Genomic DNA, 24,915 nt, shown 5'->3' on the forward strand with positions numbered 1-24,915 from the left:
TAACTCCGGCGCGATAGTCTCGAACCGTGCCCGCTTTTCAGCTCAATGGTGTTCCGCTGCTGTCCCGTTCCGTCATCGATCGCGCGGAGGAGATCCGGGGCGACGCCCGGGCCCTGAAGGAGGGCTGGAGCGAGGCGAAACTCTTGCGGATCAATCGGCGCGGGCAGGTGCGTTTCGACGGTGGCGTGCTGGTCTTGGACGCCGCGCTCGAGTTGTCCGCAGAGCCGAGCCAGGCCGCGGTGTTCCTCGGCGTCGAGGACGGCATCCACCTGTGGGCGATCCGCGATCCGGAATTGGAGGGCACGCTCACCGATCTGCGCGCGCTCGCGGGTAGCAGCATCGACGACCGCACCGCCGGATTGCTCTCCGCCGCGATCGCGCTGCTGAACTGGCACGACAAGGCCGGGTTCAACAGCGCGGACGGCACCGTGACCACCGCATCCAAGGCCGGGTGGTCGCGCGTCACCGAGAGCGGTTACGAGGAATTCCCCCGCATCGATCCCGCGGTGATCTGCCTGATCCACGACGGCGGCGATCGGGTGCTGCTCGCGCGCCAGCACAGCTGGCCGAACTCGCTGTTCTCCCTGCTGGCCGGATTCGTCGAGGCGGGCGAGTCGCTGGAGCGCTGCGTCGAGCGGGAGATGCGCGAGGAGGTCGGCCTCGACGTGCGCGAGATCACCTACCTGGGCAGCCAGCCGTGGCCGTTCCCGCGCTCACTGATGCTCGGCTTCGCCGCCGTCGCCGACCCCGGCCAGCCGCTGGCCTTCTCCGACGGTGAGATCGCCGAGGCCAGCTGGTTCACCCGCGCCGAGGTACGCGAAGCGCTGGCGATGGGTGACTGGTCCACGCGCGGCGAGGGTGCGCGGCTGTTGCTGCCGGGTTCGATCTCCATCGCGCGCACCATCGTCGAATCCTGGGCGGCGATCGACTGAGCGCAAGCTCCGCGCGAACCGGCACGGTTCGCACGGAGCGGGCGATCAGGACAGACCGGCGAGGGTCTGCTTGACGGTCGCCAGCGACGGGTTGGTCGCGGTGGAGCCGTCGGCGAACTTCACGGTGGGCACGACGTGGTTGCCCCCGTTGACGCTGCCGACGAACTCGGCCGACGCGGGATCTTGTTCGATGTCGATTTCGACGTAGCTGATACCGGCCTCGTCCAGCTGCGTCTTCAGCCTGCGGCAGTAGCCGCACCAGGTGGTCGAGTACATCGTCAGAGTGGGGTTCGCATCGGTCACGGGTGATGCAACGCTGGCGCACCCCGAACTGTTCCAACTCGAACGTTCTCCTGGGTCGCTTGTCCGAAATTTAATATGCGCGCATACTAAATTCATGCCGATCATCGCCACCGCTCATGCCACCTCCACCGCGCCGCAGAGGTACTGGCTGGCCGTCGTATCCCGGGTACATGTCCTGCGCGGCGTCGCACTCGGGATCGCGCAGGCCAACCATGGGAAGCGTGCGGCGGTGGAGCGCATGCGGCCGGGCGACGGGTTGATCTACTACTCGCCGCGCGAGGGGATGCGCGCCGGAGCGCCGGTCCGCTCGTTCACCGCGATCGGCATCATCGACGACCGGCCTGCCTGGCAGGCCGACCCGCAGGAAGGGGGCTGCTTCCGGCCGTGGCGACGGTCGGTGAGCTATCGGCAGGGGGCGCGGGAGACGCCGATCGACGCTCTGCGTGACGACTTGGACCTGACCAGCGTGCCGAACTGGGGCATGGTGCTGCGCCGCGGCCTGGTAGAACTCAGCGCGCATGACTACGCGCTGATCGCGCGGACCATGGCGCAGGAGTGAGGGAGACCGATGCACGAGCAGGCGCCGGACGCGGGACTGCGCAGCAGGTTCCGCACGGCCGACGAAAGTCCAGGGCTGTTGCTATGGCAGGTGACCAACCGCTGGCAGGCCGCGCAGCGGGCGGCGCTGGCCCCATTCGACCTGACCCACGTGCAGTTCGTGTTGCTCGCCTCGTTGGTCTACCTCGCCGCGGGCCGCGACGATCCGGTGCGGCAGCGTGACCTGGCCGAGCACGCCGCCACCGACCCGATGATGACCTCCCAGGTACTGCGCGCCCTCGCGGAGAAGGGCCTGATCGAGCGCCGCGACCACCCGGGCGATCGCCGGGCCAAGGCCCTCGTCGCCACCGAAGCCGGTGTGGCACTGGCGAATCGGGCCATCCTGGCGGTCGAGACTTGTGACCGGGAGTTCTTCGCACCGCTCGGTAGGCAGGGTGGTGCCTTCGCGCGCTCCCTGTGGCTGCTGCGCGATCGAAGCGCACGCTGAGCACCCCGGCCGCCGGGTGCGGCCGTGACGGCGACACTGTCTGTGTCGGTAGGCGCTGTCATGATGGACCGCGTGCCCGCACTCGACCTCGCCGACCTCGATCCCGAGCAGGCCGCCGCCGTGCGCGCGCCGCGCGGTCCGGTGTGCGTGCTCGCGGGTGCGGGCACCGGCAAGACCAGGACCATCACCTACCGCATCGCGCATCTGGTCGCGCAGGGGCAGGTCAAGGCCGATCAGGTGCTCGCGGTGACCTTCACCGCGCGGGCGGCGGGGGAGCTGCGGACCCGGTTGCGTGCGCTCGGCCTCGGCGGCGAGGCCGCCAAGGTGCAGGCGCGGACGTTCCACGCGGCGGCGCTGCGGCAGCTGAAGTACTTCTGGCCGCAGATCGTCGGCGACGTGCCGTGGCGGTTGATCGACGCCAAGTTCCCGATCGTCGCGCAGGCGGCGAACCGGGCCGGACTGTCCACTTCCACCGACAGCGTTCGCGACGTGCTGAGCGAGATCGAGTGGGCAAAGGCATCGCTCATCGCGCCGGAGGACTACACGGCGGCGGTCACCGAGCGCAGGCGCGAGACGCCCTACGACGCCATGCGCGTCGCCGACGTGTACGCGGGCTACGAGAAACTGAAAGCCACGCCGGACGGGCTGCTGCTGGACTTCGACGACCTGTTGCTGCACACGGCGGCCGCGCTGGAGGATTATCCGGCGGTGGCCGACGAATTCCGCGGCCGTTACCGCAGTTTCGTCGTCGACGAATACCAAGACGTCACACCGCTACAGCAGCGAGTGCTCGACGCATGGCTCGGCGACCGCGATGACATCACCGTCGTCGGCGACGCCAATCAGACGATCTACTCGTTCACCGGCGCCACGCCGAATTATCTGCTCGATTTCTCCCGCCGATACCCCGACGCGACGGTCGTGCGGTTGGAACGCGATTATCGCTCGACTCCGCAGGTGGTGTCGCTGGCCAACCGGGTGATCGGCGCGGCACGCGGTCGCATCGCGGGCACCAGGTTGCAACTCATCGGACAGCGGCCCGACGGACCCGAACCGGCCTTCGCCGAGTACGACGACGTTCCCGCCGAGGCGGCGGCGGTGGCCAAGGCGATCGCCAGGCTCATCGAGGCGGGCACGCCCGCCGCCGAGATCGCGGTGCTCTATCGCATCAACGCCCAATCGGAGAGCTACGAGCAGGCACTCACCGAGCGCGGCATTTCCTACCAGGTGCGCGGCGGCGAGGGCTTCTTCGCGCGCACCGAGGTCAAGCAGGCCGTGCAGGCACTGCGTCAGGCCGCGTCCCGCGACGATCTACCCGACCAGGCGCGCAGCGGTAGCGCCCTGGTCTCGCTGGTTCGCGCGGCGCTCGCCCCGATCGGCCTCACTGCCACCGAGCCCGCGGGCGCGCAGGCGCGCGAGCGCTGGTCCTCGCTGGTCGCCTTGGTACGCCTGACCGAGGAACTGGTCGGCCACGACGATCGTCTCGACCTGTCCGGGCTGCTGCGCGAACTCGCTGCCCGCGCCGAGGCCAGGCATCCACCCACGGTGCAGGGTGTCACGCTGGCCTCCTTGCACGCCGCCAAGGGCTTGGAGTGGGACGCGGTATTCCTCGTCGGCCTCTCCGACGGCACCCTGCCCATCCAGCACGTCCTCGCCGACGACGGCTCGGTGGCCGATCAGGCCGCGCTGGAGGAGGAGCGGCGGCTGCTCTACGTCGGAGTCACCAGAGCGCGGGAGCAGTTACGGCTGTCCTGGGCGCTGGCCAGGAACGAGGGTGGCAGGCGGGTGCGGCGGCGCTCCCGGTTCCTGGGCGGCCTGGTCCCCGACGAGTCGCCTGCCTCGCGTATCGCGGCACCGGTCGCCCCCGCGTCGAAAGAGTCCCGACCGACCTGCCGGGTCTGCGCCAAACCGCTGATCGGCACGTACGCGACCATGCTCGGCCGATGCCGCCGCTGCCCGGCCGAACTGGACGCGGAATTGCTTGCCGCACTGCGGGAGTGGCGCGCGGAGAAGGCGGAGGCGTTGCGTGTGCGCGAATTCGTCGTGTTCACCGACACCACCCTCACCGCGATCGCCGAACAACTGCCCGCCGACGACGCCGCGCTGGCCTCGATCGCGGGCATCGGCGCGAAGAAGATCGATCAGTTCGGCGCGGACGTCCTCGGGATCGTCGCGTCCCGGCTCCGATCCACATCACAAAAGCGCAGGTAGAAAATAGGTTGTCGCCGTGGGCGATCTTGCCTATGGTGGATTTCACGCACCGGCAGGTCATCTCGGCGCGCACAGTTACCGACAACGAGTACAGGAGGGAGGCAGAGCAATGGACAACATCATGAACTTCGACGCCCAAGGCGTTGCGGTCTATGCGCCCATGGCGGCCTCCCGGGGGATCCTCGCCTTGCAGGGGATCGGTCTGTCCGGAATCGGTGTTTGCGGCATGGCCGGCATGAAAGTCAATTCGGCTGTCATGCCTGCGTCCGTTTGCACCGAAATCCAGGACAAGCCCAGCGCGGGCTGGCACCCGACGGCTGCCGAGGCAGCAGTCGGCGTCTTCGCGGACGAGTTCGGCTTCGAGCCGGCGGATCCGCGGGCAGCACGCCTCCGCACCGCACACCCAGCGACCGTGAACAGGATTCGACACAGATGTCGACCTAGGTAGGGAACTCCTCCCCGACCTCCTGGCCACGGATCGCACGACAGCGAAACCGTGGCCAATCTTCTCCGGCCCTTCAGCCACCAGGCACCGGTTTCGCGGACAACGAAACGAACCGCTGCAAACGAGCTGAAGGAGAACGACGTGTTCACCGCACAGGGTTGGCCACAAGCCGCTACTGACGTGACATGCCGAACCGTGGCGTCGACTACTCGTCCCCAGGAGTCCCCCACCAAGGTCCTGCCCTGCCGTGCCGGCGACCCGGATCTCTGGTTCGCCGAGAGCCCGGTCCAGTTGGAGCAGGCCAAGGCGCTGTGCGCGAGCTGCCCGATCCGCAAGGGCTGCCTGAGCGCGGCCATGGATCGGCGTGAGCCATGGGGTGTTTGGGGCGGTGAGATCTTCGACCAGGGTGTCGTGATCGCCCGCAAGCGTCCGCGTGGTCGTCCGCGCAAGGTCGCGGTCCCGGCATGAGTGTCAGGCCCGGAGGCGGTAGCTCGCGTAACCACGTAGGGCCCGCGAATGCCGTCAAGGGGCACAGCATGAGTCGGGGACTGACTTCCCTCCCTCCGGTCGATGTGCTCGATTCGGTCGGTCCCGGCACGGGCCGAGCCAACGAACGAGAAAGCAGGCCAGCCGCTCACCGTTGTCCGGTGGGCGGCTGGCCTGCGTTGTGTCACTGACAACACGCAGCGCCGCAGGCGCTGCAATTAGGCAGAGCTGCGTTCCTCGCGGAAGCTGGGCATCCAGGTGCGGACCAACTGCATGAACGGCAGCTCGGCGTCGAGCTGGGCCAGGATGCCCACTGAACCGCCGAGCACCCGGAAGATCATCACGTAATCCGCCGGAAGTTGCAGCGCCCGGGCGGTTTTCATCTCCGGGCTGGAGAACTCCGAAGCCTTGCCCGCCACCCGCTGCATCCACCTGCGGGTGAAGTGGAACGAGTCGGCCCGGATCGGATCGGTGAACGGACGCAGATAGTCGGCGATTTCCTGATGGGTGACCACCCGGCCCGGGATCACCCAGCCGTGGTCGTACAGCAACTCGGTGAGCTCGGCGAAGCGTTCCTCGACCGCGAGGGCCAGCATCCGGCCAAGTACCGAGGGGAAGCCGTTGGGCATCGGCGCGCATGCGCCGAAATCGATGACGGCGAGTCTGCCGTCGGGCAGCATCATGAAATTGCCCGGATGCGGGTCGGCGTGCAGCAGTCCGACGACTTCCGGGGAGGAGAAGTGGAAGCGGCCCATCAGGCCCGCGACTCGATTGCGCAGCGCAAGGGTGCCCGCCGGATCCTCGCCGCCCTGCTTGATGATCGCGGAAACGGCCGTCCCATCCAGCCATTCGGTGACGATCGCTTTCGGCGCGCTCGCCACCACCTTCGGCACGACGATTTCGCCGTGTCCGTCGAAGCCTTTGGCGAAGGCGCGCTGGTTGGCCGCCTCGTTGCGGTAGTCCAGTTCCTCTTCGGTGCGCTCGGTGATCTCGGCGAGAATCGGCTTCACGTCCGCGCCGGGGACCACCGACGCGATCAGACCGGTCATGCGGGACAGGGTTTTGAGGTCCGCGCGCAACGCGTCATCCGCGCCGGGATACTGCACCTTCACCGCGACCGTTCGCCCATCCGACCACACCGCCCGGTGCACTTGGCCGATGCTGGCCGATGCGGCCGGGATGTCGTCGAACTCACGGAAGCGGGTGCGCCACTGGGTGCCGAGCTGCTGGTCGAGCACGCGATGGACGGTCGCGGCCGGCATCGGCGGCGCGGCGGCCTGCAGCTTGGTCAGCGCCTCGCGGTAGTGCTCGCCGAACTCCTCCGGAACGGCCGCCTCCATGACGCTGAGCGCCTGGCCGAACTTCATGGCGCCGCCCTTGAGTTCACCGAGCACGGTGAACAACTGCTCGGCGGCCCGCTGGTTGAGCTGGGCGTTGATCTCGGTCTTGTCGCCTCCGGCGAGCTTCTTGCCGAATCCCACGGCGGCCCGGCCCGCGATGCCGAGCGGAATCTTGGCCAACTTGGCGTTGCGGGACGAGCGACTGCGTGCGATCTCTGACACGTACCCATCATGGCGGACGGACCAGCGAATCGGCCATGGCAATCTTGATCACCGACGGGCTCCCGCGCCGAGGTATGCGGGCACTCGCGTACACGCGCACGCGGGGTGGCGGTGCCATACGCGCCGGTCGAGGACGTGCGAATCCAGATCCAACTCCACCGTCGCGTTCAACGTGGCGGGGGTGCGGCGCGGTGAACAATCCAGGATCGCCTCCAGTTCGCCGAGGGCGACCGCGGCCGTCGCGGCGATCCCGGCGGGGGAGGCGTGGCCGACCCGGCCGAGCAGCTGGGCGGCCAGATGCGGCCAGTCGGCGTCGTTCTGCGAGCGGATCAGGTCCGCGCAGCGCAGGCAGCTGGTGGCGCCGGGCAGCACCAGCGGTCCGATGACGCCCTTGTTGTCCCGGATGCGCAGTTGCAGATGCGGAATCTGGTGCAGCAGCAGGTCGTTCACCAATTTCGGGTCCGGCATCAGCGCGTCGGCCAGCAGCACCAGGTCCGACCGCCAAGTGCGTACTGTCGCCGCGCCGGACGGGTAGTCCCGGGAACGGCTCGGCCGCACCCCGAGTGCGCGCAGCCCGGTCGAGACCGCGTCGGAGAGCGGGCCGAGCCCGTGCACCCGCACCGCCAGGACCCGCCCGGCCCGGTCCTCGGGATGGTCGAGCAGCCCGGCTTCGTCGATCAGGGTGAGCAGCGCCACGGCGCGTTCGGCATCGATACCGCACTCCCCGGCTCGCCAGATGATCTGCGGTTTCGTGCGCAAGCCGTCCAGCAGGCGGAGGAAGGTCAGGACGGTCTCGGCGTCCATGCCTTCCGGACCGAGCACCACGGCGGTCTCGGGATCACATCCGAGCTGGACGACCCCGGCCGGGCGAACCAGAACGGTCACCCTCGGACGCAATCGCGGACCGCGACACATCGTTGTCATGTCAGCAGTATGCGAAACACGCAGTGCGCGACTCGTTTCGAAACCCGCGGTTATCCACAGGGTTTCGCGTCATCCACAGGGCGGATCAAGCGGGCGCGTCGCCCTCTTTGCCCAGGTCCGGGCCGGAGCCGCCATCCTTGCGTTCGCGCTCGGCCTGCTCGCGTGCCTCGGTCTCGGCCAGCTGCGCCAGCGGGTCGTCGAACGCGGTCGTTCCGCCACCGATCACCGAGTCGATGAAACCGGCTGGGGAGTCCAGGTCGCCGGAATCCGGCAGGAGATCGGGGTGCGACCAGACGCGATCGCGCGCCGTCATGCCCGCGTCGGTGGTGAGCCTGCGCCACAACGCCGCCGCCTCGCGCAGCTTGCGCGGACGCAACTCCAGTCCGACCAGCGTCGCGAAGGTCTGCTCGGCGGGCCCGCCGGTGGCTCGCCGCCTGCGCAGCGTCTCGGCCAGTGCGCCCGCGCCGGGCAACCGATCGCCGACGGCGTCGCTGACCACCACCTGCACCCAGCCCTCGATCAACGCCAGCAGCGTCTCCAGCCGTTCCAGCGCCTGCTTCTGTTCCGGCGTGGTCTGCGGCTCGAACGTGCCCTGGGACAGGATCTCCTCGAGCTTCGCGGGATCGGTGAGTGACATCGGATCGATGTCCTGCGCGGCCTGCTCCAGCGCGGAGAAGTCCATCCGGATACCGCGCGCGTAATCCTCGACCGCGCCGAGCACCTGCTGACGCAGCCACGGCACATGCCCGAACAACCGCTGGTGGGCGGCTTCGCGTGCGGCCAGGAACACCAGGATCTCGCTTTCCGGCTGTTCCAGGCCCGCACTGAACTCCGAGATCGCCGCGGGCAGCAGCGCGGCGGTGCCGGTGGGTCCCAGGGGGAGACCGATATCGGTCGAGGTCAGCACCTCTTTGGCGAGCTGGCCGAGCGCCTGGCCGAGTTGCGAGCCGAACGCCAGGCCACCCATCTGGCCGAGCATGCCGACCATCGGCGCGGCGAACTGCCTGGCCTCCTCGGGCAACGATGCCGTCCACATCCCGGAGATCTGTTCGGCCACCGGGTCGCACAGCCGCTGCCAGGTGGGCAAGGTCTGCTCGATCCAATCGTTGGCGGTCCACGCCACCGTCTTGGTGGCGCCCGCGGGGAGGGCGGTCGCGCTGTCCAGCCACAGTTCGGCCAAGTGCGTGGCGTCGGCCACAGCGCTGGCGGCGCCCGCGGTCACCGGGGCGACGGCCGAGCCGAGTTGCTGGCGGGCCAGCCGCTTGGCGACGTCGTAGTTCACCGGCCCGGCCTGCGCCGAGCCCGGCTGCCCCATGCCGCTGAGCATCTGGCCGAGCGAGGTCAGCATCTGGCCGAGCTGCGCCGGGTCGAGCCCGCCCGCGCCGGACCCACCGATCCCGAAGCCGAACACGTCGTTCGGACCGGGACCGCTCGGCTCGTCGCCGCGCTTGCGTTCGTCATCGTCGTCGCGGTTCGAGAATCCGAAGGGGTGGTCGCTCATAGTCCTTAATCTACGCGCGTAGCACGGTGGCTCTGTGTTCGCGCGGCGCGAAACCGGCGACGGCGCGCGCGGGCGAAATGACCGCCTCTGCCGCTTCGCGGCGCCCGGTGTCGTTACTGTGGTCCGGGTGAATCGTCGGATCCTCACCCTGGTGGCCGCCCTGATCCCGGTGCTCGTGCTCGGTGTCGTCGGCAGTGTGCTGACCGTGCCGTTCGTCGCACTCGGTCCCGGACCCACCTTCAACACGCTCGGCAAGGTGGACGGTAAAGAAGTCGTCGACGTCCGGGGAACGGAGGTCGATCCGACCACGGGTCATCTCAACATGACCACGGTGTCGGTGCGCGACGGGCTGACCATCTTCGAGGCGTTCGGCTTCTGGGCCAGCGGCAAGCACGGTCTGGTGCCGCGCTCGGAGGTCTACCCGCCCGGCGTGTCGCGCGAGGAGATCGACAAGTCCAACCAGCAGGACTTCAAGGACTCCGAGGGCAACGCCGAAGTAGCCGCGCTGCACTACCTGAGCCTGCCGACGGTCGTGCTGCTGCGCAAGGTGGCCGACGACGGCCCCGCAGCAGGCGTGCTGCGTGCGGGCGACGAGCTGGTCAGCATCAACGGCGCGCCGATGACCGCGCCCAAGGACGTGGTGGCCGCGGTGTCCTCGCAGACGCCCGGTACCCCGCTCACCGTGGTGTACCGGCGGGACAACGCCGAGCAGACCGCGACGATCACGCTCGCCGCTCGCCCAGACGACGCGGCCAAGGGCTATCTCGGCGTGACGCCGGGCGAGGGCGCTCGCCCGCCCATGCAGGTCGCGTTCAACCTCGCCGACATCGGCGGCCCGTCGGCGGGCCTGATGTTCAGCCTGGCCCTGATCGACAAGCTCACCCCCGGCGACCTGGACGGCGGTAAGTTCGTGGCGGGCACCGGGACCATCGATCAGGACGGCAAGGTCGGCCCGATCGGCGGCATCCAGTACAAGATGATGGCCGCGCGCGAGGCGGGCGCGGAGACCTTCCTGGTCCCCGCGGCCAACTGCAACGAAGCCAGGCAGCGGACCCCGGACGGCCTCCGGTTGGTGAAGGTCGAGAACCTCACCGGCGCGGTGCAGTCGCTCAACGAGATCACCGCAGGCAAGGAGCCGGTCAGCTGCGGCTGAGTATTCACTCCAGCGTATGGTGCAGCGCCTCGACGAGGTTCGGGGCGAGGTTCGGGTAGGTGCGCAGATCGAGGTCGCCGAACTCGTCGGCGTCTTCCTCGGGACGCAGCTGCAGCAAGCACAGCGACGCGCCCGCACGCAGCACCGCCGCGAAAAGCCGCGCTTCTCTGCGTCCAGGGTGTGCTTCGGCTGCTGCGCGCGCGGCCGCGTCGGCGGCCTCGTGGTCGGCCAGCAGCGGGGCGAGGGCGTCGTCCAGCGTCGATTCCGCGTCCGGCGGTAGCACCACGATCTCCTGCACCAGCACGCAACCCTGGACGGCGGGCGGCCAGCTGGTGGTGGCCAAGAACTCGTCCAGAGCCATCGATCCGCCGGTCACGTCGTCCGGAAACGCCTCCTGGGCAACCGGCGTCAGCTCGTCGCCCGCGTCGAGCTGATCCTCCAGCTCCGGCTGCGCCGCGACCAGGTCCGCCGTCGGCACCAGCGCGAACATCTGCGGTGGACGACCCCACCCCTCGGCATCCACGAATTCCGCGACCTCTCGGACGGTACGGGCTAGGACGAGTTCGGCGTGCAGGTCTGGCGTCACGCGAACATCCAATCAAACGGGCGTTCGGGACAACCCTGGAACCCGGTCAGCGATCCATGCGGCGCGGCGAGCGCAACCCTGCCGGCTCCACGGTGTCCGATTTCCGTAGAGTGGGGCCGAGACGGTCCGCAAGGACCACCCGCAACATCGGACTGCGGCGCATCGGCCGGGCGTATCGGTGCGAGCGTCGCCGGACCTTGGAGAGTGGCATCGTGGGCATGCGGCCCCCCACCGGCTTACCTTCGCTGTCCCGACGCAGCCGTGTGCTGCTGGTGGCGGCCATCGTCCTAGCGGCGCTGCTGCTGCTCGGGCCGCGGCTGACGGACACCTACACGAACTGGCTGTGGTTCGGCGAGGTCGGCTTCCGCGATGTGTATCTCACCGTGCTGCGCACTCGCATCCTGCTGTTCATCGTCGTGGCGGCGTTCGTCGGCTTGGTGGTCTGGCTGGCGCTGCTGCTGGCCTACCGATCGCGGCCGGTGTTCGTGCCGGTGGCCGGACCGAACGATCCGATCGCGCGGTACCGCACCACCGTGATGAGCAGGCTTCGGCTGTTCGGCGTCGGTATCCCGGTGCTGCTGGGGCTGCTGTCCGGCTTGGTGGCGCAGTCGAATTGGGTGACGGTGCAGCTGTTCCTCAATGGCGGCTCGTTCGGCGAGAAGGACCCGGAATTCGGCCTCGACGTCGGCTTCTACGCCTTCGACCTGCCCTTCTACCGCATGGTGCTGAACTGGCTGTTCGTCGCGGTGGTCATCGCGTTCTTCGCCAGCCTGGTCACCCACTACGTCTTCGGCGGCCTGCGGCTGACCGGACGCGAGGGCACGCTGACCCGTCCGGCGCGCATCCAACTTGCCGTGCTGGCCGGGCTTTTCGTGCTGCTCAAGGCGATCGCGTACTGGTTCGACCGATACGAGTTGCTGTCCAGCAGCCGTAAGGAACCCACCTTCACCGGTGGTTCGTTCACCGATATCAACGCGGTGCTGCCCGCCAAGCTCATCCTGCTGTCCATCGCGGTGATCTGCGCGCTCGCCTTCTTCGCCGGCATCGTGCTGCGCGATCTGCGCGTGCCCGCGATGGCCGCCGCGCTGCTCGTGCTGTCCTCGATCCTGGTCGGCGCGGTGTGGCCACTGGTGGTCGAGCAGTTCTCCGTGCGCCCCAACGCCGCGGACAAGGAGAGCGAGTACATCGAACGCAACATCGCAGCGACCAGGCAGGCGTTCGGCATCACCGACGACAAGATCGACTACAAGGACTTCAAGGGCGAGAGCAGCAAGAGCCCGCTCGAGGTTCCGGTGGACGCCGCGACCATCGGCAACGCCAGGCTGCTCGACCCGAACATCCTCTCGCCCACCTTCACCCAGCTGCGCCAGCTGAAGAACTTCTACGGCTTCCCGGAGTCGCTGGACATCGACCGCTACAACCTCGACGGCGACGTGCAGGACTACATCGTCGCCGCCCGTGAGCTCTCGCCCGCGGCGCTGAGCGGCAACCAGACCGACTGGATCAACCGGCACACCGTGTACACCCACGGCAACGGCTTCGTCGCCGCTCCCGCCAACCGGGTGAACAAGCCGCAGTCCGAGGACCCCAACGCCACCGGAGGAAGCAGCGACAGCGGCTACCCGATCTTCATGGTCAGCGACCTGTTCACGCCTTCGGACAAGCAGCGGATCAAGGTGGACCAGCCGCGCGTGTACTTCGGCGAGCTGATCTCGCAGTCCAATCCGGACTACGCGATCGTCGGCGCGATGGACGGCCAGCGTCCGCGCGAATACGACTCCGACACCGCGCAGTACACCTACACCGGCAAGGGCGGCGTGCCGATCGGCAACTGGCTCAACCGTCTCGCTTTCGCGGCCAAGTACGCCGAGCGCAACATCCTGTTCTCCTCGGCCATCGACGACGACTCCAAGATCATCTACAACCGCAGCCCGCGTGAGCGGGTGCAGAAGGTCGCGCCGTGGCTGACCCCTGATGGCAACGCCTATCCCGCCGTGGTCGGCGGGCGCATCGTCTGGATCGTCGACGCCTACACCACCTTGGACGACTACCCCTACGCGCAGACCACCTCACTGGAGGGCGCGCTCGAGGACAGTATCGACAAGAAGACGGGCCGTTTGCTGCCGCGCAAGTCGGTGAGCTACATCCGCAACTCGGTCAAGGCCACGGTCGACGCCTACGACGGCACCGTCACCTTGTACGAGGTGGATTCGTCGGACCCGGTGCTGAAGGCGTGGCGCGGGGTGTTCCCCGGTGCGGTGAAGCCGGAGAGCGAGATCTCGCCGGAACTGCGGGCGCACTTCCGCTACCCGGAGGACTTGTTCAAGGTGCAACGCGAGATGCTGACCAAGTACCACGTGGACGACCCGCGCGAGTTCTTCACCAACAACGCCTTCTGGTCGGTCCCCGCCGACCCCACCACCGAGGGCGGGACGTCCGCGAGCCAGCCGCCGTACTACGTGCTGCTGGGCGATCCGAAAACGAACAAGCCCACGTTCAATTTGACCAGCGCTATGGTCGGGTACAACCGGCAGTTCCTGTCGGCCTATATCTCGGTGCGGTCGGATCCGGACGGGTATGGGAAATTCACGATTCTGCGATTGCCAACGGACACACAAACTTTGGGCCCGCAGCAGACCCAGAACCGAATGACGACGGCGCCGGAGGTCTCCCGTGAGAAAACTCTGCTGTCCAATTCGAACAAGATCAAATATGGCAATCTGCTGACCTTGCCGGTCGCCGACGGCGGCATTCTTTATGTGGAGCCGTTCTACAACGAACGCAACACCGGTCCGAACACCGCGACCTTCCCGCAGCTGCTGCGCGTGCTGGTGAGCTACCGGGACGAGGCGGGGAGTGTCAAGGTGGGCTATGCCTCCACGCTGGCCGAGGCGTTGAACCAGGTCATCCCCGGTGCGGGCGCGCTGGCGACGCCGTTCGGCGGTGACTCGGGCACCAGGCCGAAGCCCGGCACCGTTCCCCCGCCGGTCGAGCAGGGCAACAACGGGACCAACGCCGGAACCCCGGCTCCCGCTTCCGTCCCGCCGCCCGCGACCGGGTCGTCGTCCGCCAAGGACGCGGCGGCGGCCGAGCTGAACCGGAAGATCGAGAACGTGCGCAATGCCATGCGCGGCGGAAACTTCCAGGACTTCGGCCGGGCGCTCGACGAATTGGAAGCCGCGGTGAAGGCCTACCAGGACGCGGGCCGGTGAGGTAGGACGACCTGAGGTAGGACAGGAACGAAAGACGCCGCCATCGTTGCGATGGCGGCGTCTTTCGTGTGCACCGGTGCGATCCGGCGCAGGTCGCGTCAGCGACCGAAGGAGTCGATCAGCGTGCTGTGCTGGTCCAGAATCTGCTGGAACTGACCCTCGAGGCCGTACCGCTTGGCCAATTCGCCCGCGGCGGACCTGGCCTGGTCGACCACCGTTTGGTTGTCGCTCGGGGCGGGGGCGGGGGCGGGGGCGGGGGCGGGCACGGCGGGGATGGGTTCCGGCTGGACGGCGGGCTCCGGCTCGGAAGTGCCGGAACGCAGGTACTTGCCGCAGGTCGGCCAAGCGCCGGGACCCTGGGTGGCGAGCACGTTCTCCGCCACGCGGATCTGCTCTTCCTTGCTCGCGTTGTGTGCGTAGCCCTGACCACCGTTGGCGGCCCAAGTGCTCTGCGAGAACTGAAGGCCACCGTAGTAGCCGTTACCGGTGTTGATCCCCCAGTTGCCACCGCTCTCGCACTGCGCGACACCGTCCCAGTCGTGGGTCGGCGCGGCGGAGGCCGAAGCGGTGGATAATGTGAACGGGACGGCAACAAGGGCGCCGGTGATGGCGGCGAAGCCGATGGCGCGGGTGCTGAACTTCCGGTTCTCAGTCATGGTCGATTCCCTCCCTGCGCCCGCCGGCACGGCGATGGAGCTCTCTGCCGTGTCCCTGTCCCCAGGTCGTCGGGGATCCTCGAACCGCGGGACAGGGTCACCGGTGTTCGGCGGTTCGAGTTCGAGCCCGTCACGGTTGGACGGGGCCGTGGACTGACGGTAACGAAGAAATCTCAGCAGATCACATCTCGATAACGCCGGAATTGCATGAAGCGAATAACTCGAATATCGGCGTTTTGCCAGGTGGGAAACGCATCGACACGCCGTTAGTGCGCGAAGTTATCGCATCGTTATGTGTTCGGGATCACCAAGAAATGGTGATATGTGTCACGTTTGAAAGTGGTGGGCTGTGACTATATAGCGCTACAGCGCCTGCTCGGCCGTCGTCGCCCTCGGATTCGGGGGCGCCCGGTATCTCTCGCGTCTCCGTTTGCGGCGTCAGCGCCTTGGCAACAGTTCGAATAAGCCGCTGAGCTGGCGATTTGCAGTCTCCGTGAACTCGTGTGTAATGTTGTGTTCACCGACGCGGGGTGGAGCAGCTCGGTAGCTCGCTGGGCTCATAACCCAGAGGTCGCAGGTTCAAATCCTGTCCCCGCTACAAGCGGCCCAGGTCAGAGAGGTTTCCGACCTTTCTGGCCTGGGCCATTTTCGATCTACTGGACCTTTACTGGACCTTTTGGTCAGGGAAGACCGCATCCTGGATCACGCCAGCCATCTTCCCGCTGGGTCGACGACGGGAGGCGTAGGTGTTGAGGGTTTGGGTCGGGTTGACGTGCCCGACCTGGTCGGCCACCAGCGCCGCCGACAGTCCGGCATCGAGACCGACGTCGACGACGAACTTGCGGAACGAGTGCCCAGTGATGTTGTCGGGCAGCCCCAAGGCGGCTCGGACCCGCCGCCATTGATCGTTGAAGTTCGTCGGGTCGCGCAGCGTTCCGGCCGCGGACTGGAACAGTGGAGTTGTCCCGTCGGCCATCGGCCGCAACGTGGGGATTCGACGGTCCAGCATCGTGACCGCGTAGGGCGCAAGCTGGATGGCGCGGCGCAGATTCTTCGAGTTGTCGGGGTTGTCCTCGTTCGACTCGCGGACGAGCCCGACACCTCGCACTCGGAGCACGTGCCCGGTGACGAGGATGACTCCGGTCTCGGGGTCGTAGTCCTCGAGCAGGAACCCCATCAGCTCGGAGATGCGCCCACCTGTGGCCGAGAACATGGTGATCGGGTCGGCGAGGTCGCCCCTGTCGCAGAACTGGGCGACAGTCGGCACCCGGTACTTGGGATTCGGGGCAACGAGCTGGCCGTCCTTCATCTTCGGCAGCGGCGGGCACGGCGCGAGGCTGCTGCGAACGTCCAGAAGGAGCTGCCGTACCTGAGTGGGTTCCAGAGCGGCTGCGCCTTTGGCGGGCTTGGTCTCAATCGGCTCAGTCTCACGCATGGGGTTGTGGGTCCATACGCCGAAGCGCACGGCCAGCCCGCACATGCCAGTGAGGACAATCCGCACGCCCTTGGCATCAGGGCCGCCGCGTTGGACGTATCCGCTGAGGAACCGTTCGAACCGCTGCGTCGTCGCCTCGCGCAGTCGGACCAAGCGCAGCGCGTTTACGATTGCCTTGCCCGCACGGTCGTAGCGATCGAGGGTGTTGTGGCTGCGTTTCTTTTGCTCGACAAGGTATTTGCGATACGCCTTCCATAGATCCTCGATCGTTGTCTCACCGTTGATTTCCTCACCGCCCGCGTGCGTGCGGTCTCGAAGATGCTCGAGCAATCGGCGTTCGGCGACCGCTCCACTGCGGTCGAGGACTCCCTGCGGTGTCCACCGGTGGGCACGTCGGGTGACTCCGTCGTGGTCACGAACCTTGCAGTAGGCGTACCAGTAGTTGGGCTTGATCTGCTTGCGCGTGATCTTGCCCCAGGTGCCGATGGGTAGAGGTGGACGCGCCATCAGCACGCTCCCACAATGTGGGCGCATGAATATTCCATTGTGCTTCTCCCGTGAATGTACACGCCGGTGCTAGCCGGTTTTGCGCATATCAATTCTACTGGGGCACAACGACTTATCGATGAAGCACTCCGGTCGCACTCGGGGTTCGTGCACGTGAAGTAAGGCGATTAAACCGGATCCAACTATTCGCCCGACAGTACGACAACGCCCGTAGTCTGAATCTTCAAGGGCGGGCGGGGATGTCGATTGGTTTGCGCCAGCGCGCGGATCATGTCGGTGACGAGTTTGCGCTGTTCGCGGTTGAGCAGCGCCGCCTCCGGCGGCGGCAGGTACGGCTCATCGAGTTCTAGCGCGATACCCGACCAGTGCGCGACATCACGGACATCGAGCCGTAGCGCCTCGGCAACGGCGCGGATCGTGTCCACCGATGAGGGATGTTCGGGATTGTCGATCAGCCTGCTGACCGTGGTGGCATGCAGGCCCGCGCGCTCGGCAAGTTCGTGCCGGGTCTTGATGCCCGCGGCCGTCATCGCGGTGGCCCACGGTTCGGGCAGGGGGCGCGTGCGTGGCATGGGCATAAGGGTAGAGCATGTGTCCACACCCGCATAAGTCTCGATGCTAACTGTAAGTGCACGATGCATCTATAAGATAGAAATATCGTCTCTAGCTGCGGAAACTATTTTCACCGAAGTAAGTTCTGGTAGACATCATTGTCTTCTGTTGTTACTGTTGGGCAGGGGAAGGAGTCACAGGAGGGAGCCCAGGATGGCCGATCGGGCCAGGCTGAAGCACCGCACAGCGTTGCGGGATGTCATGAACTCGCAAGTGATGCCGGTACGGGTGCTGGCCGATCGCGCTGGCTGCGGCAAGAGCATGATCGGGCTGCTGCGCACCGGGACGCGGACCTCATGTAGCGCCGAACTGGCGGTGAAAATCGCTGCGGCACTGGATGTCCCGACCGAGGAGTTGTTCACGATCGAGGAAAGGAGCGAAGACCCCGAAGGCGCTGAACCATCGTAAGAAGGAGTTGACCCGGTGGGCTAGCACTCCACCGGGTCGCTGCACATCCACGGGAGTAGAAATGCGTTTCAAGTTTAACCCGTCTGCCGCTGATCCGGCAGACGGGCCTGCGGCCTACCTGCCGGACAGGTGGTCGTAGTGGCAGCGATCGAATTCAAGTCCGCCTACCGCCGCAAGTCCAAGGCACGCATCGCCTTGGCCGGCCCGTCCGGCTCTGGCAAAACCTATACCGCCCTCGCCCTGGCCTCGGAATGGGCTGCGCGCGAGGGCGGACTCATTGGCGTGGTCGACACCGAGCACGGCAGCGCCAGCAAGTACGCCGGGCTCAACGGCTGGCACTGGCAGACCCTCGAACCGGACCGGTTCTCGCCCGCAAGTCTTGTCGAGATCCTCGGTGTCGCGGCCGGTCTCGGTTTCAACACCCTGATCATCGACTCCTGGTCGCACTATTGGATGGGTCCGGACGGGATGCTCGAGCAGGTCGACCGCCGCAAGTCCGGCGCCAACAGCTTCTCCGGGTGGAAAGAGGCCACACCCGATGAGCGCCGCATGGTCGAGGCGATGCTGACCTTCCCCGGTCATCTGATCGTCACCCTGCGCACCAAGACCGAATACCTGGTCGAGGAGAACGACAAGGGCAAAGCGGCACCGCTCAAAGTCGGCACCCGCCCGGTACAGCGTGAGGGTCTGGAGTTCGAGTTCGACATCGTCGCCGACCTCGACCTGCGCAACAACCTCCACATCTCCAAGACCCGCCTGCCATTCCTCAACAAACGCGTGATCGCCGAACCAGGCGCGGAGCTGGCTACCGAGATCGCGGACTGGCTCGACGGCGGAGAACCGGTCCCGACAGTGGCTGAGTTTCGGCAACGAATTCTGGATGTTGCGTCGATGGAGGATTTACGCGCGATCTACCTCGAGATCGACTCCTACCGGATGCTCGGCGCGCCGACCGTCGACCTCGAGGACGAACCCACCACGCTGCGCGAGTTGATCGTCGCGATCAAGACCGCGATGGAGAAGGTCGACGCCAAACAGGCTGCGACCGCCGCGGCCAATACGCGAGAGGGGGTGAATGACGAATGACGAAGCAAGATTGCAGCGCGTCGGGGTGCACTCACGGCCTGATCGACACAGCTGAGGTCGCCGCGAGGCTGCTGGTGACCAAGCAGCTGGTGTTGCAGTGGCGCAACCAGGCCAGGCCGCACCCGCTGGCGGATAAGGGGTTTCGCCTGAACGGCGATTCCGGTCCGCTGCGCTGGCTGGAATGCGATTACTTCCGCTATCTGGCCGACCTCGCCGAGCAGAGGTCGGCGTGAGTACCCGCCGGAAGCGCTCTCCCCTCAACGCCATCGCGATGGACGGGGAGAACGCCCGGCGGATATTCATCCAGGAGTACACCTTCCTGCGCGAAGGGAATATGTCCCACGAGGCGATCGCACGACGGCTGGGCCTGTCGTTGGCGACGTTGCAGACGCGGATCATGCGGTATGACTGCCTGGTCCTGTCGGAGACCGAGCAGCGGGTGTCGGATCGGATCGACGAACTCATCACGGCAGGTGAACCGTTCACCCTCGAACAAGTCACCTCGCTCGATGACGGCACCGCCCAACTGCTGGTCAATATTGCCCTCAAGCGCGGCCGCGTGAAGTCCTCACAATCGCGCACCAGCAGACCCAAGCGCCCATCGGTGTACACGCCGGTGCGGAGCGACCCGTGACCGACCCGTTCGGCGACGGCGGGTACTGGATAGTCGCCGATGAACTCACCGACGAACACGGCCGCGTGATGCGCGTGCTCTACGAGTGCCGCTACCTCGTCGAGAGCGGTGGCGGCACGGCGATCGTCACCGAACGCCGTTGGCACGACGGTGAACACGCCTCCCGCGACGTCGAGCCTATCGACTGACCTCATTCGCGCGCCGCTGACTGGCGCGCCGAGCTCCCTCGGAGTAGACCAATGTCCGCTGAGTCCCGCGGCGAGGTCCGCAAGGACCCGCGCGGCTACATCAAGGTCAGCCTCGACTTCCTGGAGAACCACCGCACCGGCCCCTTGTCGCCGGTCACCAAACTGAGCCTGCTCGAACTGTGGATGTACTGCCACCGCAATCGCACCAACGGTCTCGTGGCCGTTGCGCAGGCACGCAAGATGGTGCCCCGCCGTATCCGTGACGCACTCACCACGGCGGGATGCTGGCGACACCACGCGTGCACCACGGCGACGCCATGCGGGCACGGTGCGTGCACAGTGGGTGCGCCATGCGGTCATGGTGTCGTCACCATGCACGACTACCGCCACCATCAAGCCTTCTACCTCGACCCCGCAGAAAGGCGGGAAAAGGCCAGGTCAGCGGGTAGATCGGGTGGGCTGGCGAAGGCCGCGAACCGTCGAGCGGCGGCTAGCAAACCTGCTAGCGAAACCGCACGGGCTCCGGCTGGCAACGCATGCGCGTCTCACAGATCACAGGTCACAGATATCTCTGGTTCTGTAGGTTCCACCCCTGCGGTAAGTAACGCGTGGGAGGAGAAAAATCTCCCACCACCGAGGCTGCCGACTCAGCGTCGCCGTCACGGCGGGGACGAGGTCGCCGATCGGCTCAACGCCGCCGCCCCGGAGATCCCCGCCACTGCGGCGATGCGCCGACGGGTGCTGGCCCGCTTGGCACCCGACGCGGTCGCGGTCCTAGCCGACCCGCAGGCCGGTGCAGTCCGCAGCGCCCAGGCCCAAGCCGAGCTCGACAGAGCCGACGCGCTGATCGACGCTCGCGCCGAGTTCGTCGCCACCGGCGATCTCGCCGAAAAACCCGAAGCTGACAGGCTTTTCGATCCGCACGGCGCGGACGGCTATGCCCGGCGCATGGCCGCCGCGCAGCGCCCGCTGCCGGTCCCTGATCCGGTCACGCCGGGGGAAGTCCGAGCCCTGGCCTATCGGCTGGCGCGCGATCACCTCGACGCCATCGCCCGCCACGGCGGCCGCCCACCTGGCCCGGCACGCGAAGCCCTGCGCGCTGAGATCGAAGCGCTCCTGGGCCACGGCGTCGGCCAAGACGTGCTGCGCGCCGAACTCGCTTCGATGCTCGACTCCGGTCTGTGGGCGGCGTCCAAACTCCGTGAACGCATCCAGGCGGTGTGCGCGTGAGCGGTGAGGACTGGGAGAACCCGGAGATGTGCGACATCGAAGCCGAACAACAGGTCCTCGGCGCCGCGCTCTACACCGAGAACAACACCGAGGTCGCGCACACGGTGGCCGACATTCCCGCCGAAGCGTTCTACCGGCCCGCCCACCAGCTGCTGCACGCCACTCTGGTCGAGGTCCTGCGCGACGGGCAGCCCGCCGACCCGGTCGTGATCCTGGAGAAGGCCAGCCGCCGAGGCGATCTGGGTGGCCATCCGCACAAGCTGCGCATGTTGACCCTGGAGCTGCTGGGCAAGGGTGTGCCCGGGTCGGTCCCGTACTTCGCCGACCGCATCATCAGCCTGTGGCACGCCCGCACCGCCATCGCCGAGGCCACCCGCATGATCCAGAAACTGCACGTCCTGCACCGCACCGGGGAGCTGGAATTAACTGGTGAAGTCGTCGCCCGCGCGCGCGAGGCGCTCGATCTGGATTTCACCGACCCCGCCGCGCCGGGCGTTTCGGCATTGCCGCCGTCGGTCGCTGAGCTGCTGGCCGGTTCCGACTCCTACGACTGGCTGATCCCGCAGTTGTTCGAGTACGGCGACCGCATGATCCTCACTGGCATCGAAGGACTCGGAAAATCCACACTCATGGCACAGATCGCGTGCGCGGTAACCGCGGGCCTGCACCCGTTCCTCGCTGCGCCGATCACCGGCCCCGGAGCCCCGCGAGCTACCTCGCACCGCGTGCTGGTGATCGACGCGGAAAACCTGCCCGGCCAGCTGCGCCGCCGCTACCGCAACCTCGTCGCCCGCGTCGACGCGGTCTGCGAACAGCAGAACCATCCACGCCCGGACTGGAACGACGCATTGCGCATCGAGGCCCGCCCGGATGGTGTGCGGCTGGAAGATCCCCGCGAACTGCGTCGCATCGAAGCCGCCATCGCTGCCCACCAGCCCGCCCTCGTCGTCGCCGGGCCGCTGTATCGACTCAGCGCCCTGGACACCGAAGCCGCCGACGGCGCGCGCGAGCTGGTGCGGATCCTGGACCGGCTGCGGGTGAAATACCGGTTCGTGTTGATTCTCGAAGGCCACATACCCCACGCCGCCGACGGCCGAACTCGGTCGGTGCGGCCGATCGGATCATCGCTGCAACTGCGGTGGCCGGAATTCGGATACGGCATCGTCCCGGCCCGCGGGCACGAAGACGACGAACACCCCACGGTGGTCAACCTGCGCCAGTGGCGGTATGCCCGCGACGAGCGGCTGTTCCCCCACGAGCTGCACCACGCCACGATCGGTTTCCCCTGGACACCGGCCGACCAGTATTTCCGTCTATGCCGCAGCAAAGGAGTATTCGACGGATGACGACTCGCTCGCTAATTCCATTCTTGGACAGGCGAATTGAGGTGTTGATGCTCAAGTTGAAGTGAATTAGAGTGTATTGCAGGGGATTTCATTTGTGGCTAGCACCACCGAAATGCCTCTGCGAATTGAATACTGCATCCACGGGAGAAACGATGAAAATCGTGTTGGAAATGCACTGCCCGAAACTGCACGACACTCCATCGTCGAGCCGTTTCGACCGAGCTGGGCACCTGGCGAGTTTGGCGTACCACACCATGTTCGGCCGCCGCTGCCCGGCCTGCCCAGACCAAACCCTCGAACCCGGACTCACCCGCAGGGATTCCGGGGATGTCGAGACCGGTTACTGCCCGTGCTGCGAGGCGACCTGGGTCCACGAAGCCGGGCTGACCTGCCTGTCGGCGGGGCGGTTGACCGGTCATGTCCCGACCGCGTCGGGGGGCCGGGCATGATCCGTCGCGCCATCCCCGACATCAGGATGATGCGGCGAGTCGTCGACACCATCACCACCCTGCCTGACCACCGGCGTCACCCAGGGTTGTCGTGGGACCAGACGGTGTATCGCGAGATCAACATCCACGAGATCGTCCATTCCGATACCGGGGCACCGGTGTGCAGGACGGCACTGTGCTTCGCCGGGTGGGTCGTGGAACTGGATCCGGATGTCGCGTGGGCCTATGACTCGATGAGCTTGCGGATCGCGAAGCTGACCGACGCGACTGTGCAGCCGCCGGTGCAGCTGAGTCCCGATCTGACCACCGCCCGCGACCTGACCACCGGCCGCCAGCTGTTGGCCCGCGACTACGCGACGCGGCGACTCGGACTGAACACCGTCCAGGCCAACGCCCTGTTCCTGGCCACCAACACCCTCGACGACCTCACCGAGGTCATCGACCGCCTCGAAAAAGGTGTCCTGTGAGCACGACCGCCATCATCACCGCCGCCGACCTGGTGGCCAAGATCCGCGAACTCGTCGCCGCCGTCCCCGAAGCCACCACACCCACCCTCGCCGACCACCCCCAAGGAGACCGCTACGTCGTGCGCGACGAAGACGGCACCTGGCGCGGGTCACGCCTGATCGGACGCGCCCTGCTCGCGCTCGGTGCCGATCCGGAACGGTTGGCCGAACACGACGCGGGCAACCTCAGTGCCGCCGCTACCGTCCTGTCGTTCGTCCGCTACAGCTGCTGGGGGCAAGACCTGTTGTGGCTGAACGTCATCCAACGCCATGAAGGCAGGGGAATGACCTGGGAACGGGCAGTCGAACTCGCCGATCTACGCATCCCCGGAGCCGCGGGGGCCGAGCGATGAGACCACCGCAGCAACCACTGACGCCCTCCGGGATCGTCCTGCTGAAGATGCCCGCCCGCCAGCAGCGGCCCGAAACCTGGCGCGCGCAAGTCGACTACCGCGACGCCGATGGCCGACGCCGACGCCTCGCGGTCACCAACACCGACCAAGACGACGCCGTCGAAGCCCTCGTCGAACGCCTCGAGGACATCGGCGTTGCGGGCGAAGTCATCGACCGCCTCCTAGAGGACCTGCTCAGCGAACTGGGAGAACCAGCCATGACCCCATCCGAGCACCACCGGCCTGAGCGCAAGGTCATCGACGACATCGACGCCCTGGTCAAGGAACAACTCGACGCCGGACCCGACACCGGTACGAGCGAGATGTGCCCGCACTGCCCACAGGAATGGCATGCCCTGCCGATCACCAAAAACCTGCTGCTGCTACGACTGCTATACTGCGGCTGCGACGAGTGCACCACTGCCCTGGCCAGCTACGACTACCACAGCGACGGCAGCCCCGTCCTGTGCCCCGGGTCGAACACCACCGGCCCGCTCGCACCGTTCCAGCAGCGCGCCGCACGCCACGGCGTCTTGATAATCGAAGGGCCGCCGCAGCATCAGGCTCGTCCCGAGCTGCCACCGACGCCGCCGGACGGATGTGCGCTGCGTTTCCCGTTCCCCGCTGCGGAGCACTACCGTGCCAGCGTCTTCGCCTACCGGCTCTCACGCCCATGGCGCGACACCGAATACGTGGTCGTGATGCACACCGACCGGTACCCAGCCAACTCCGACGACGAGCCGTCTGTCCTCGAGACGGTCCTGTTCCGGTACTACCCTCCCGGCACACCCCGCCCGCCCATCCGAGAGACGTTCATCATGGGAGAACACGTGATGTCGGTTCCCGACGACGACAGCGACGCCAACGGCTACAGCGCCGCGATCGACAACAACGGCGTCACGATCGAACTCGACGACACTCTCGAGCCGCGTCACCGAGCCGACGGGCACATCGCACCCGATCCGTTCGTCCAGCTCATCACAGGACAGATGGTCGTCGGCACCGTCGAATTGTCGACGATCAGGTAATTCCCCCGGGCTGCCGTCACGGAATTCCTCCATTGGGCGTGCCTCGTTGCGAGCGTAGCGAGCGCTCTCGGCTGGATC

At 66.9% G+C, this 24,915-nt stretch carries 27 protein-coding genes and 1 tRNA gene; 20 read left to right on the forward strand and 8 right to left on the reverse strand.

Annotated features, from left to right (window positions below):
- Nucleotides 1–26: 26 nt before the first annotated feature.
- Nucleotides 27–932 carry an NAD(+) diphosphatase gene (nudC, locus tag AB0M45_RS25510; protein ID WP_364334107.1) on the forward strand — a complete coding sequence of 302 codons (906 nt, stop codon included), beginning with the start codon at nucleotides 27–29 and terminating at the stop codon, nucleotides 930–932.
- 45 nt (nucleotides 933–977) lie between these two features.
- Here nudC and AB0M45_RS25515 read toward each other — a convergent pair whose 3' ends face one another.
- A complete protein-coding gene (locus AB0M45_RS25515; RefSeq protein WP_364334189.1) occupies nucleotides 978–1,208 on the reverse strand; it encodes a mycoredoxin in 231 nt (76 codons plus the stop codon).
- Between the two features lie 121 nt (nucleotides 1,209–1,329).
- Between AB0M45_RS25515 and AB0M45_RS25520 the strand changes: the two genes are divergently transcribed.
- From AB0M45_RS25520 to AB0M45_RS25540, 5 genes are all read left to right on the forward strand, one after another.
- Nucleotides 1,330–1,794 carry an EVE domain-containing protein gene (locus tag AB0M45_RS25520; RefSeq protein WP_364334109.1) on the forward strand — a complete coding sequence of 155 codons (465 nt, stop codon included), beginning with the start codon at nucleotides 1,330–1,332 and terminating at the stop codon, nucleotides 1,792–1,794.
- A gap of 9 nt (nucleotides 1,795–1,803) precedes the next feature.
- Complete coding sequence (locus tag AB0M45_RS25525) at nucleotides 1,804–2,280, forward strand: MarR family transcriptional regulator (protein ID WP_364334112.1); 477 nt, start codon at nucleotides 1,804–1,806, stop codon at nucleotides 2,278–2,280.
- 60 nt (nucleotides 2,281–2,340) lie between these two features.
- Nucleotides 2,341–4,491, forward strand: a complete 2,151-nt coding sequence (locus AB0M45_RS25530) for an ATP-dependent DNA helicase UvrD2 (RefSeq protein ID WP_364334115.1) — start codon at nucleotides 2,341–2,343, stop codon at nucleotides 4,489–4,491.
- A gap of 109 nt (nucleotides 4,492–4,600) precedes the next feature.
- Nucleotides 4,601–4,939 carry a hypothetical protein gene (locus AB0M45_RS25535; RefSeq protein WP_364334118.1) on the forward strand — a complete coding sequence of 113 codons (339 nt, stop codon included), beginning with the start codon at nucleotides 4,601–4,603 and terminating at the stop codon, nucleotides 4,937–4,939.
- Between the two features lie 177 nt (nucleotides 4,940–5,116).
- A complete protein-coding gene (locus AB0M45_RS25540) occupies nucleotides 5,117–5,404 on the forward strand; it encodes a WhiB family transcriptional regulator (RefSeq protein WP_364334192.1) in 288 nt (95 codons plus the stop codon).
- A gap of 236 nt (nucleotides 5,405–5,640) precedes the next feature.
- Here AB0M45_RS25540 and AB0M45_RS25545 read toward each other — a convergent pair whose 3' ends face one another.
- The 3 genes from AB0M45_RS25545 to AB0M45_RS25555 all read right to left on the reverse strand — a co-directional run bounded on the left by AB0M45_RS25545 (nucleotide 5,641) and on the right by AB0M45_RS25555 (nucleotide 9,409).
- Entirely contained in the window at nucleotides 5,641–6,984 is a 1,344-nt protein-coding gene (locus tag AB0M45_RS25545; RefSeq protein ID WP_364334120.1) for an AarF/UbiB family protein, read from the reverse strand.
- A gap of 48 nt (nucleotides 6,985–7,032) precedes the next feature.
- Nucleotides 7,033–7,908, reverse strand: a complete 876-nt coding sequence (locus AB0M45_RS25550; protein WP_364334123.1) for a hypothetical protein — start codon at nucleotides 7,906–7,908, stop codon at nucleotides 7,033–7,035.
- Between the two features lie 85 nt (nucleotides 7,909–7,993).
- Nucleotides 7,994–9,409: a zinc-dependent metalloprotease gene (locus tag AB0M45_RS25555; protein WP_364334126.1), complete on the reverse strand. Its 1,416-nt coding sequence runs from the start codon at nucleotides 9,407–9,409 to the stop codon at nucleotides 7,994–7,996.
- A 127-nt stretch (nucleotides 9,410–9,536) separates the two neighbouring features.
- On the opposite strand from AB0M45_RS25555, the gene AB0M45_RS25560 reads away from it, so the two are divergent.
- Nucleotides 9,537–10,562: a PDZ domain-containing protein gene (locus AB0M45_RS25560; protein WP_364334129.1), complete on the forward strand. Its 1,026-nt coding sequence runs from the start codon at nucleotides 9,537–9,539 to the stop codon at nucleotides 10,560–10,562.
- A gap of 4 nt (nucleotides 10,563–10,566) precedes the next feature.
- Here AB0M45_RS25560 and AB0M45_RS25565 read toward each other — a convergent pair whose 3' ends face one another.
- Nucleotides 10,567–11,148: a PPA1309 family protein gene (locus AB0M45_RS25565; RefSeq protein ID WP_364334132.1), complete on the reverse strand. Its 582-nt coding sequence runs from the start codon at nucleotides 11,146–11,148 to the stop codon at nucleotides 10,567–10,569.
- A 212-nt stretch (nucleotides 11,149–11,360) separates the two neighbouring features.
- Between AB0M45_RS25565 and AB0M45_RS25570 the strand changes: the two genes are divergently transcribed.
- Nucleotides 11,361–14,360, forward strand: a complete 3,000-nt coding sequence (locus AB0M45_RS25570) for a UPF0182 family protein (protein WP_364334195.1) — start codon at nucleotides 11,361–11,363, stop codon at nucleotides 14,358–14,360.
- A 98-nt stretch (nucleotides 14,361–14,458) separates the two neighbouring features.
- Here the strand turns inward: AB0M45_RS25570 and AB0M45_RS25575 are convergent, their stop codons facing one another.
- Nucleotides 14,459–15,016: a transglycosylase family protein gene (locus AB0M45_RS25575; RefSeq protein WP_364334135.1), complete on the reverse strand. Its 558-nt coding sequence runs from the start codon at nucleotides 15,014–15,016 to the stop codon at nucleotides 14,459–14,461.
- Between the two features lie 524 nt (nucleotides 15,017–15,540).
- On the opposite strand from AB0M45_RS25575, the gene AB0M45_RS25580 reads away from it, so the two are divergent.
- Nucleotides 15,541–15,614: transfer RNA gene (locus AB0M45_RS25580), tRNA-Met, on the forward strand.
- 66 nt (nucleotides 15,615–15,680) lie between these two features.
- On the opposite strand, the gene AB0M45_RS25585 is transcribed toward AB0M45_RS25580, so the two are convergent.
- Both AB0M45_RS25585 and AB0M45_RS25590 read right to left on the reverse strand, forming a co-directional pair.
- The gene (locus AB0M45_RS25585; protein WP_364334138.1) at nucleotides 15,681–16,958 is read right to left on the reverse strand and encodes a tyrosine-type recombinase/integrase; all 1,278 of its coding nucleotides are present in this window, start codon (nucleotides 16,956–16,958) and stop codon (nucleotides 15,681–15,683) included.
- A 182-nt stretch (nucleotides 16,959–17,140) separates the two neighbouring features.
- Nucleotides 17,141–17,530 (reverse strand): helix-turn-helix transcriptional regulator, encoded by a 390-nt coding sequence (locus AB0M45_RS25590; RefSeq protein ID WP_364334141.1) that lies wholly within the window; start codon nucleotides 17,528–17,530, stop codon nucleotides 17,141–17,143.
- 193 nt (nucleotides 17,531–17,723) lie between these two features.
- On the opposite strand from AB0M45_RS25590, the gene AB0M45_RS25595 reads away from it, so the two are divergent.
- The 11 genes from AB0M45_RS25595 (at nucleotide 17,724) to AB0M45_RS25645 (ending at nucleotide 24,837) form a co-directional block, all read left to right on the forward strand.
- A complete protein-coding gene (locus tag AB0M45_RS25595) occupies nucleotides 17,724–17,978 on the forward strand; it encodes a helix-turn-helix transcriptional regulator (RefSeq protein ID WP_364334144.1) in 255 nt (84 codons plus the stop codon).
- A gap of 138 nt (nucleotides 17,979–18,116) precedes the next feature.
- Nucleotides 18,117–19,064, forward strand: coding sequence for an AAA family ATPase (locus AB0M45_RS25600; protein WP_364334147.1), 948 nt, complete (start codon nucleotides 18,117–18,119; stop codon nucleotides 19,062–19,064).
- Entirely contained in the window at nucleotides 19,061–19,297 is a 237-nt protein-coding gene (locus AB0M45_RS25605) for a hypothetical protein (RefSeq protein WP_364334150.1), read from the forward strand. The genes AB0M45_RS25600 and AB0M45_RS25605 overlap by 4 nt, the downstream gene beginning before the upstream one ends.
- The gene (locus AB0M45_RS25610) at nucleotides 19,294–19,698 is read left to right on the forward strand and encodes a hypothetical protein (RefSeq protein ID WP_364334153.1); all 405 of its coding nucleotides are present in this window, start codon (nucleotides 19,294–19,296) and stop codon (nucleotides 19,696–19,698) included. Before AB0M45_RS25605 ends, AB0M45_RS25610 begins: the two co-directional genes overlap by 4 nt.
- A complete protein-coding gene (locus AB0M45_RS25615; protein ID WP_364334156.1) occupies nucleotides 19,695–19,886 on the forward strand; it encodes a hypothetical protein in 192 nt (63 codons plus the stop codon). The genes AB0M45_RS25610 and AB0M45_RS25615 overlap by 4 nt, the downstream gene beginning before the upstream one ends.
- A gap of 51 nt (nucleotides 19,887–19,937) precedes the next feature.
- Complete coding sequence (locus AB0M45_RS25620; RefSeq protein ID WP_364334159.1) at nucleotides 19,938–21,116, forward strand: hypothetical protein; 1,179 nt, start codon at nucleotides 19,938–19,940, stop codon at nucleotides 21,114–21,116.
- Nucleotides 21,113–22,462 carry an AAA family ATPase gene (locus AB0M45_RS25625; RefSeq protein ID WP_364334162.1) on the forward strand — a complete coding sequence of 450 codons (1,350 nt, stop codon included), beginning with the start codon at nucleotides 21,113–21,115 and terminating at the stop codon, nucleotides 22,460–22,462. Before AB0M45_RS25620 ends, AB0M45_RS25625 begins: the two co-directional genes overlap by 4 nt.
- Before the next feature lie 152 nt (nucleotides 22,463–22,614).
- Nucleotides 22,615–22,911 carry a hypothetical protein gene (locus AB0M45_RS25630; protein ID WP_364334165.1) on the forward strand — a complete coding sequence of 99 codons (297 nt, stop codon included), beginning with the start codon at nucleotides 22,615–22,617 and terminating at the stop codon, nucleotides 22,909–22,911.
- Entirely contained in the window at nucleotides 22,908–23,378 is a 471-nt protein-coding gene (locus AB0M45_RS25635) for a hypothetical protein (protein ID WP_364334168.1), read from the forward strand. The genes AB0M45_RS25630 and AB0M45_RS25635 overlap by 4 nt, the downstream gene beginning before the upstream one ends.
- Nucleotides 23,375–23,770 (forward strand): hypothetical protein, encoded by a 396-nt coding sequence (locus tag AB0M45_RS25640; RefSeq protein ID WP_364334171.1) that lies wholly within the window; start codon nucleotides 23,375–23,377, stop codon nucleotides 23,768–23,770. Before AB0M45_RS25635 ends, AB0M45_RS25640 begins: the two co-directional genes overlap by 4 nt.
- Nucleotides 23,767–24,837, forward strand: coding sequence for a hypothetical protein (locus AB0M45_RS25645; RefSeq protein ID WP_364334174.1), 1,071 nt, complete (start codon nucleotides 23,767–23,769; stop codon nucleotides 24,835–24,837). Before AB0M45_RS25640 ends, AB0M45_RS25645 begins: the two co-directional genes overlap by 4 nt.
- Nucleotides 24,838–24,915: the final 78 nt, after the last annotated feature.

Source organism: Nocardia sp. NPDC051787 (assembly GCF_040681325.1).
In the GTDB taxonomy this organism is placed as follows: domain Bacteria; phylum Actinomycetota; class Actinomycetes; order Mycobacteriales; family Mycobacteriaceae; genus Nocardia.

Bases quoted from the DNA above. Each gene is read 5' to 3' on its own strand.
- AB0M45_RS25515 (WP_364334189.1), bottom strand. From the start codon at position 1,208: ATGTACTCGACCACCTGGTGCGGCTACTGCCGCAGGCTGAAGACGCAG.
- AB0M45_RS25520 (WP_364334109.1), top strand. From the start codon at position 1,330: ATGCCGATCATCGCCACCGCTCATGCCACCTCCACCGCGCCGCAGAGG.
- AB0M45_RS25525 (WP_364334112.1), top strand. From the start codon at position 1,804: ATGCACGAGCAGGCGCCGGACGCGGGACTGCGCAGCAGGTTCCGCACG.
- AB0M45_RS25530 (WP_364334115.1), top strand. From the start codon at position 2,341: ATGATGGACCGCGTGCCCGCACTCGACCTCGCCGACCTCGATCCCGAG.
- AB0M45_RS25535 (WP_364334118.1), top strand. From the start codon at position 4,601: ATGGACAACATCATGAACTTCGACGCCCAAGGCGTTGCGGTCTATGCG.
- AB0M45_RS25550 (WP_364334123.1), bottom strand. From the start codon at position 7,908: ATGACAACGATGTGTCGCGGTCCGCGATTGCGTCCGAGGGTGACCGTT.
- AB0M45_RS25555 (WP_364334126.1), bottom strand. From the start codon at position 9,409: ATGAGCGACCACCCCTTCGGATTCTCGAACCGCGACGACGATGACGAA.
- AB0M45_RS25575 (WP_364334135.1), bottom strand. From the start codon at position 15,016: ATGACTGAGAACCGGAAGTTCAGCACCCGCGCCATCGGCTTCGCCGCC.
- AB0M45_RS25585 (WP_364334138.1), bottom strand. From the start codon at position 16,958: ATGGCGCGTCCACCTCTACCCATCGGCACCTGGGGCAAGATCACGCGC.
- AB0M45_RS25590 (WP_364334141.1), bottom strand. From the start codon at position 17,530: ATGCCACGCACGCGCCCCCTGCCCGAACCGTGGGCCACCGCGATGACG.
- AB0M45_RS25595 (WP_364334144.1), top strand. From the start codon at position 17,724: ATGGCCGATCGGGCCAGGCTGAAGCACCGCACAGCGTTGCGGGATGTC.
- AB0M45_RS25605 (WP_364334150.1), top strand. From the start codon at position 19,061: ATGACGAAGCAAGATTGCAGCGCGTCGGGGTGCACTCACGGCCTGATC.
- AB0M45_RS25620 (WP_364334159.1), top strand. From the start codon at position 19,938: ATGTCCGCTGAGTCCCGCGGCGAGGTCCGCAAGGACCCGCGCGGCTAC.
- AB0M45_RS25630 (WP_364334165.1), top strand. From the start codon at position 22,615: ATGAAAATCGTGTTGGAAATGCACTGCCCGAAACTGCACGACACTCCA.
- AB0M45_RS25635 (WP_364334168.1), top strand. From the start codon at position 22,908: ATGATCCGTCGCGCCATCCCCGACATCAGGATGATGCGGCGAGTCGTC.
- AB0M45_RS25645 (WP_364334174.1), top strand. From the start codon at position 23,767: ATGAGACCACCGCAGCAACCACTGACGCCCTCCGGGATCGTCCTGCTG.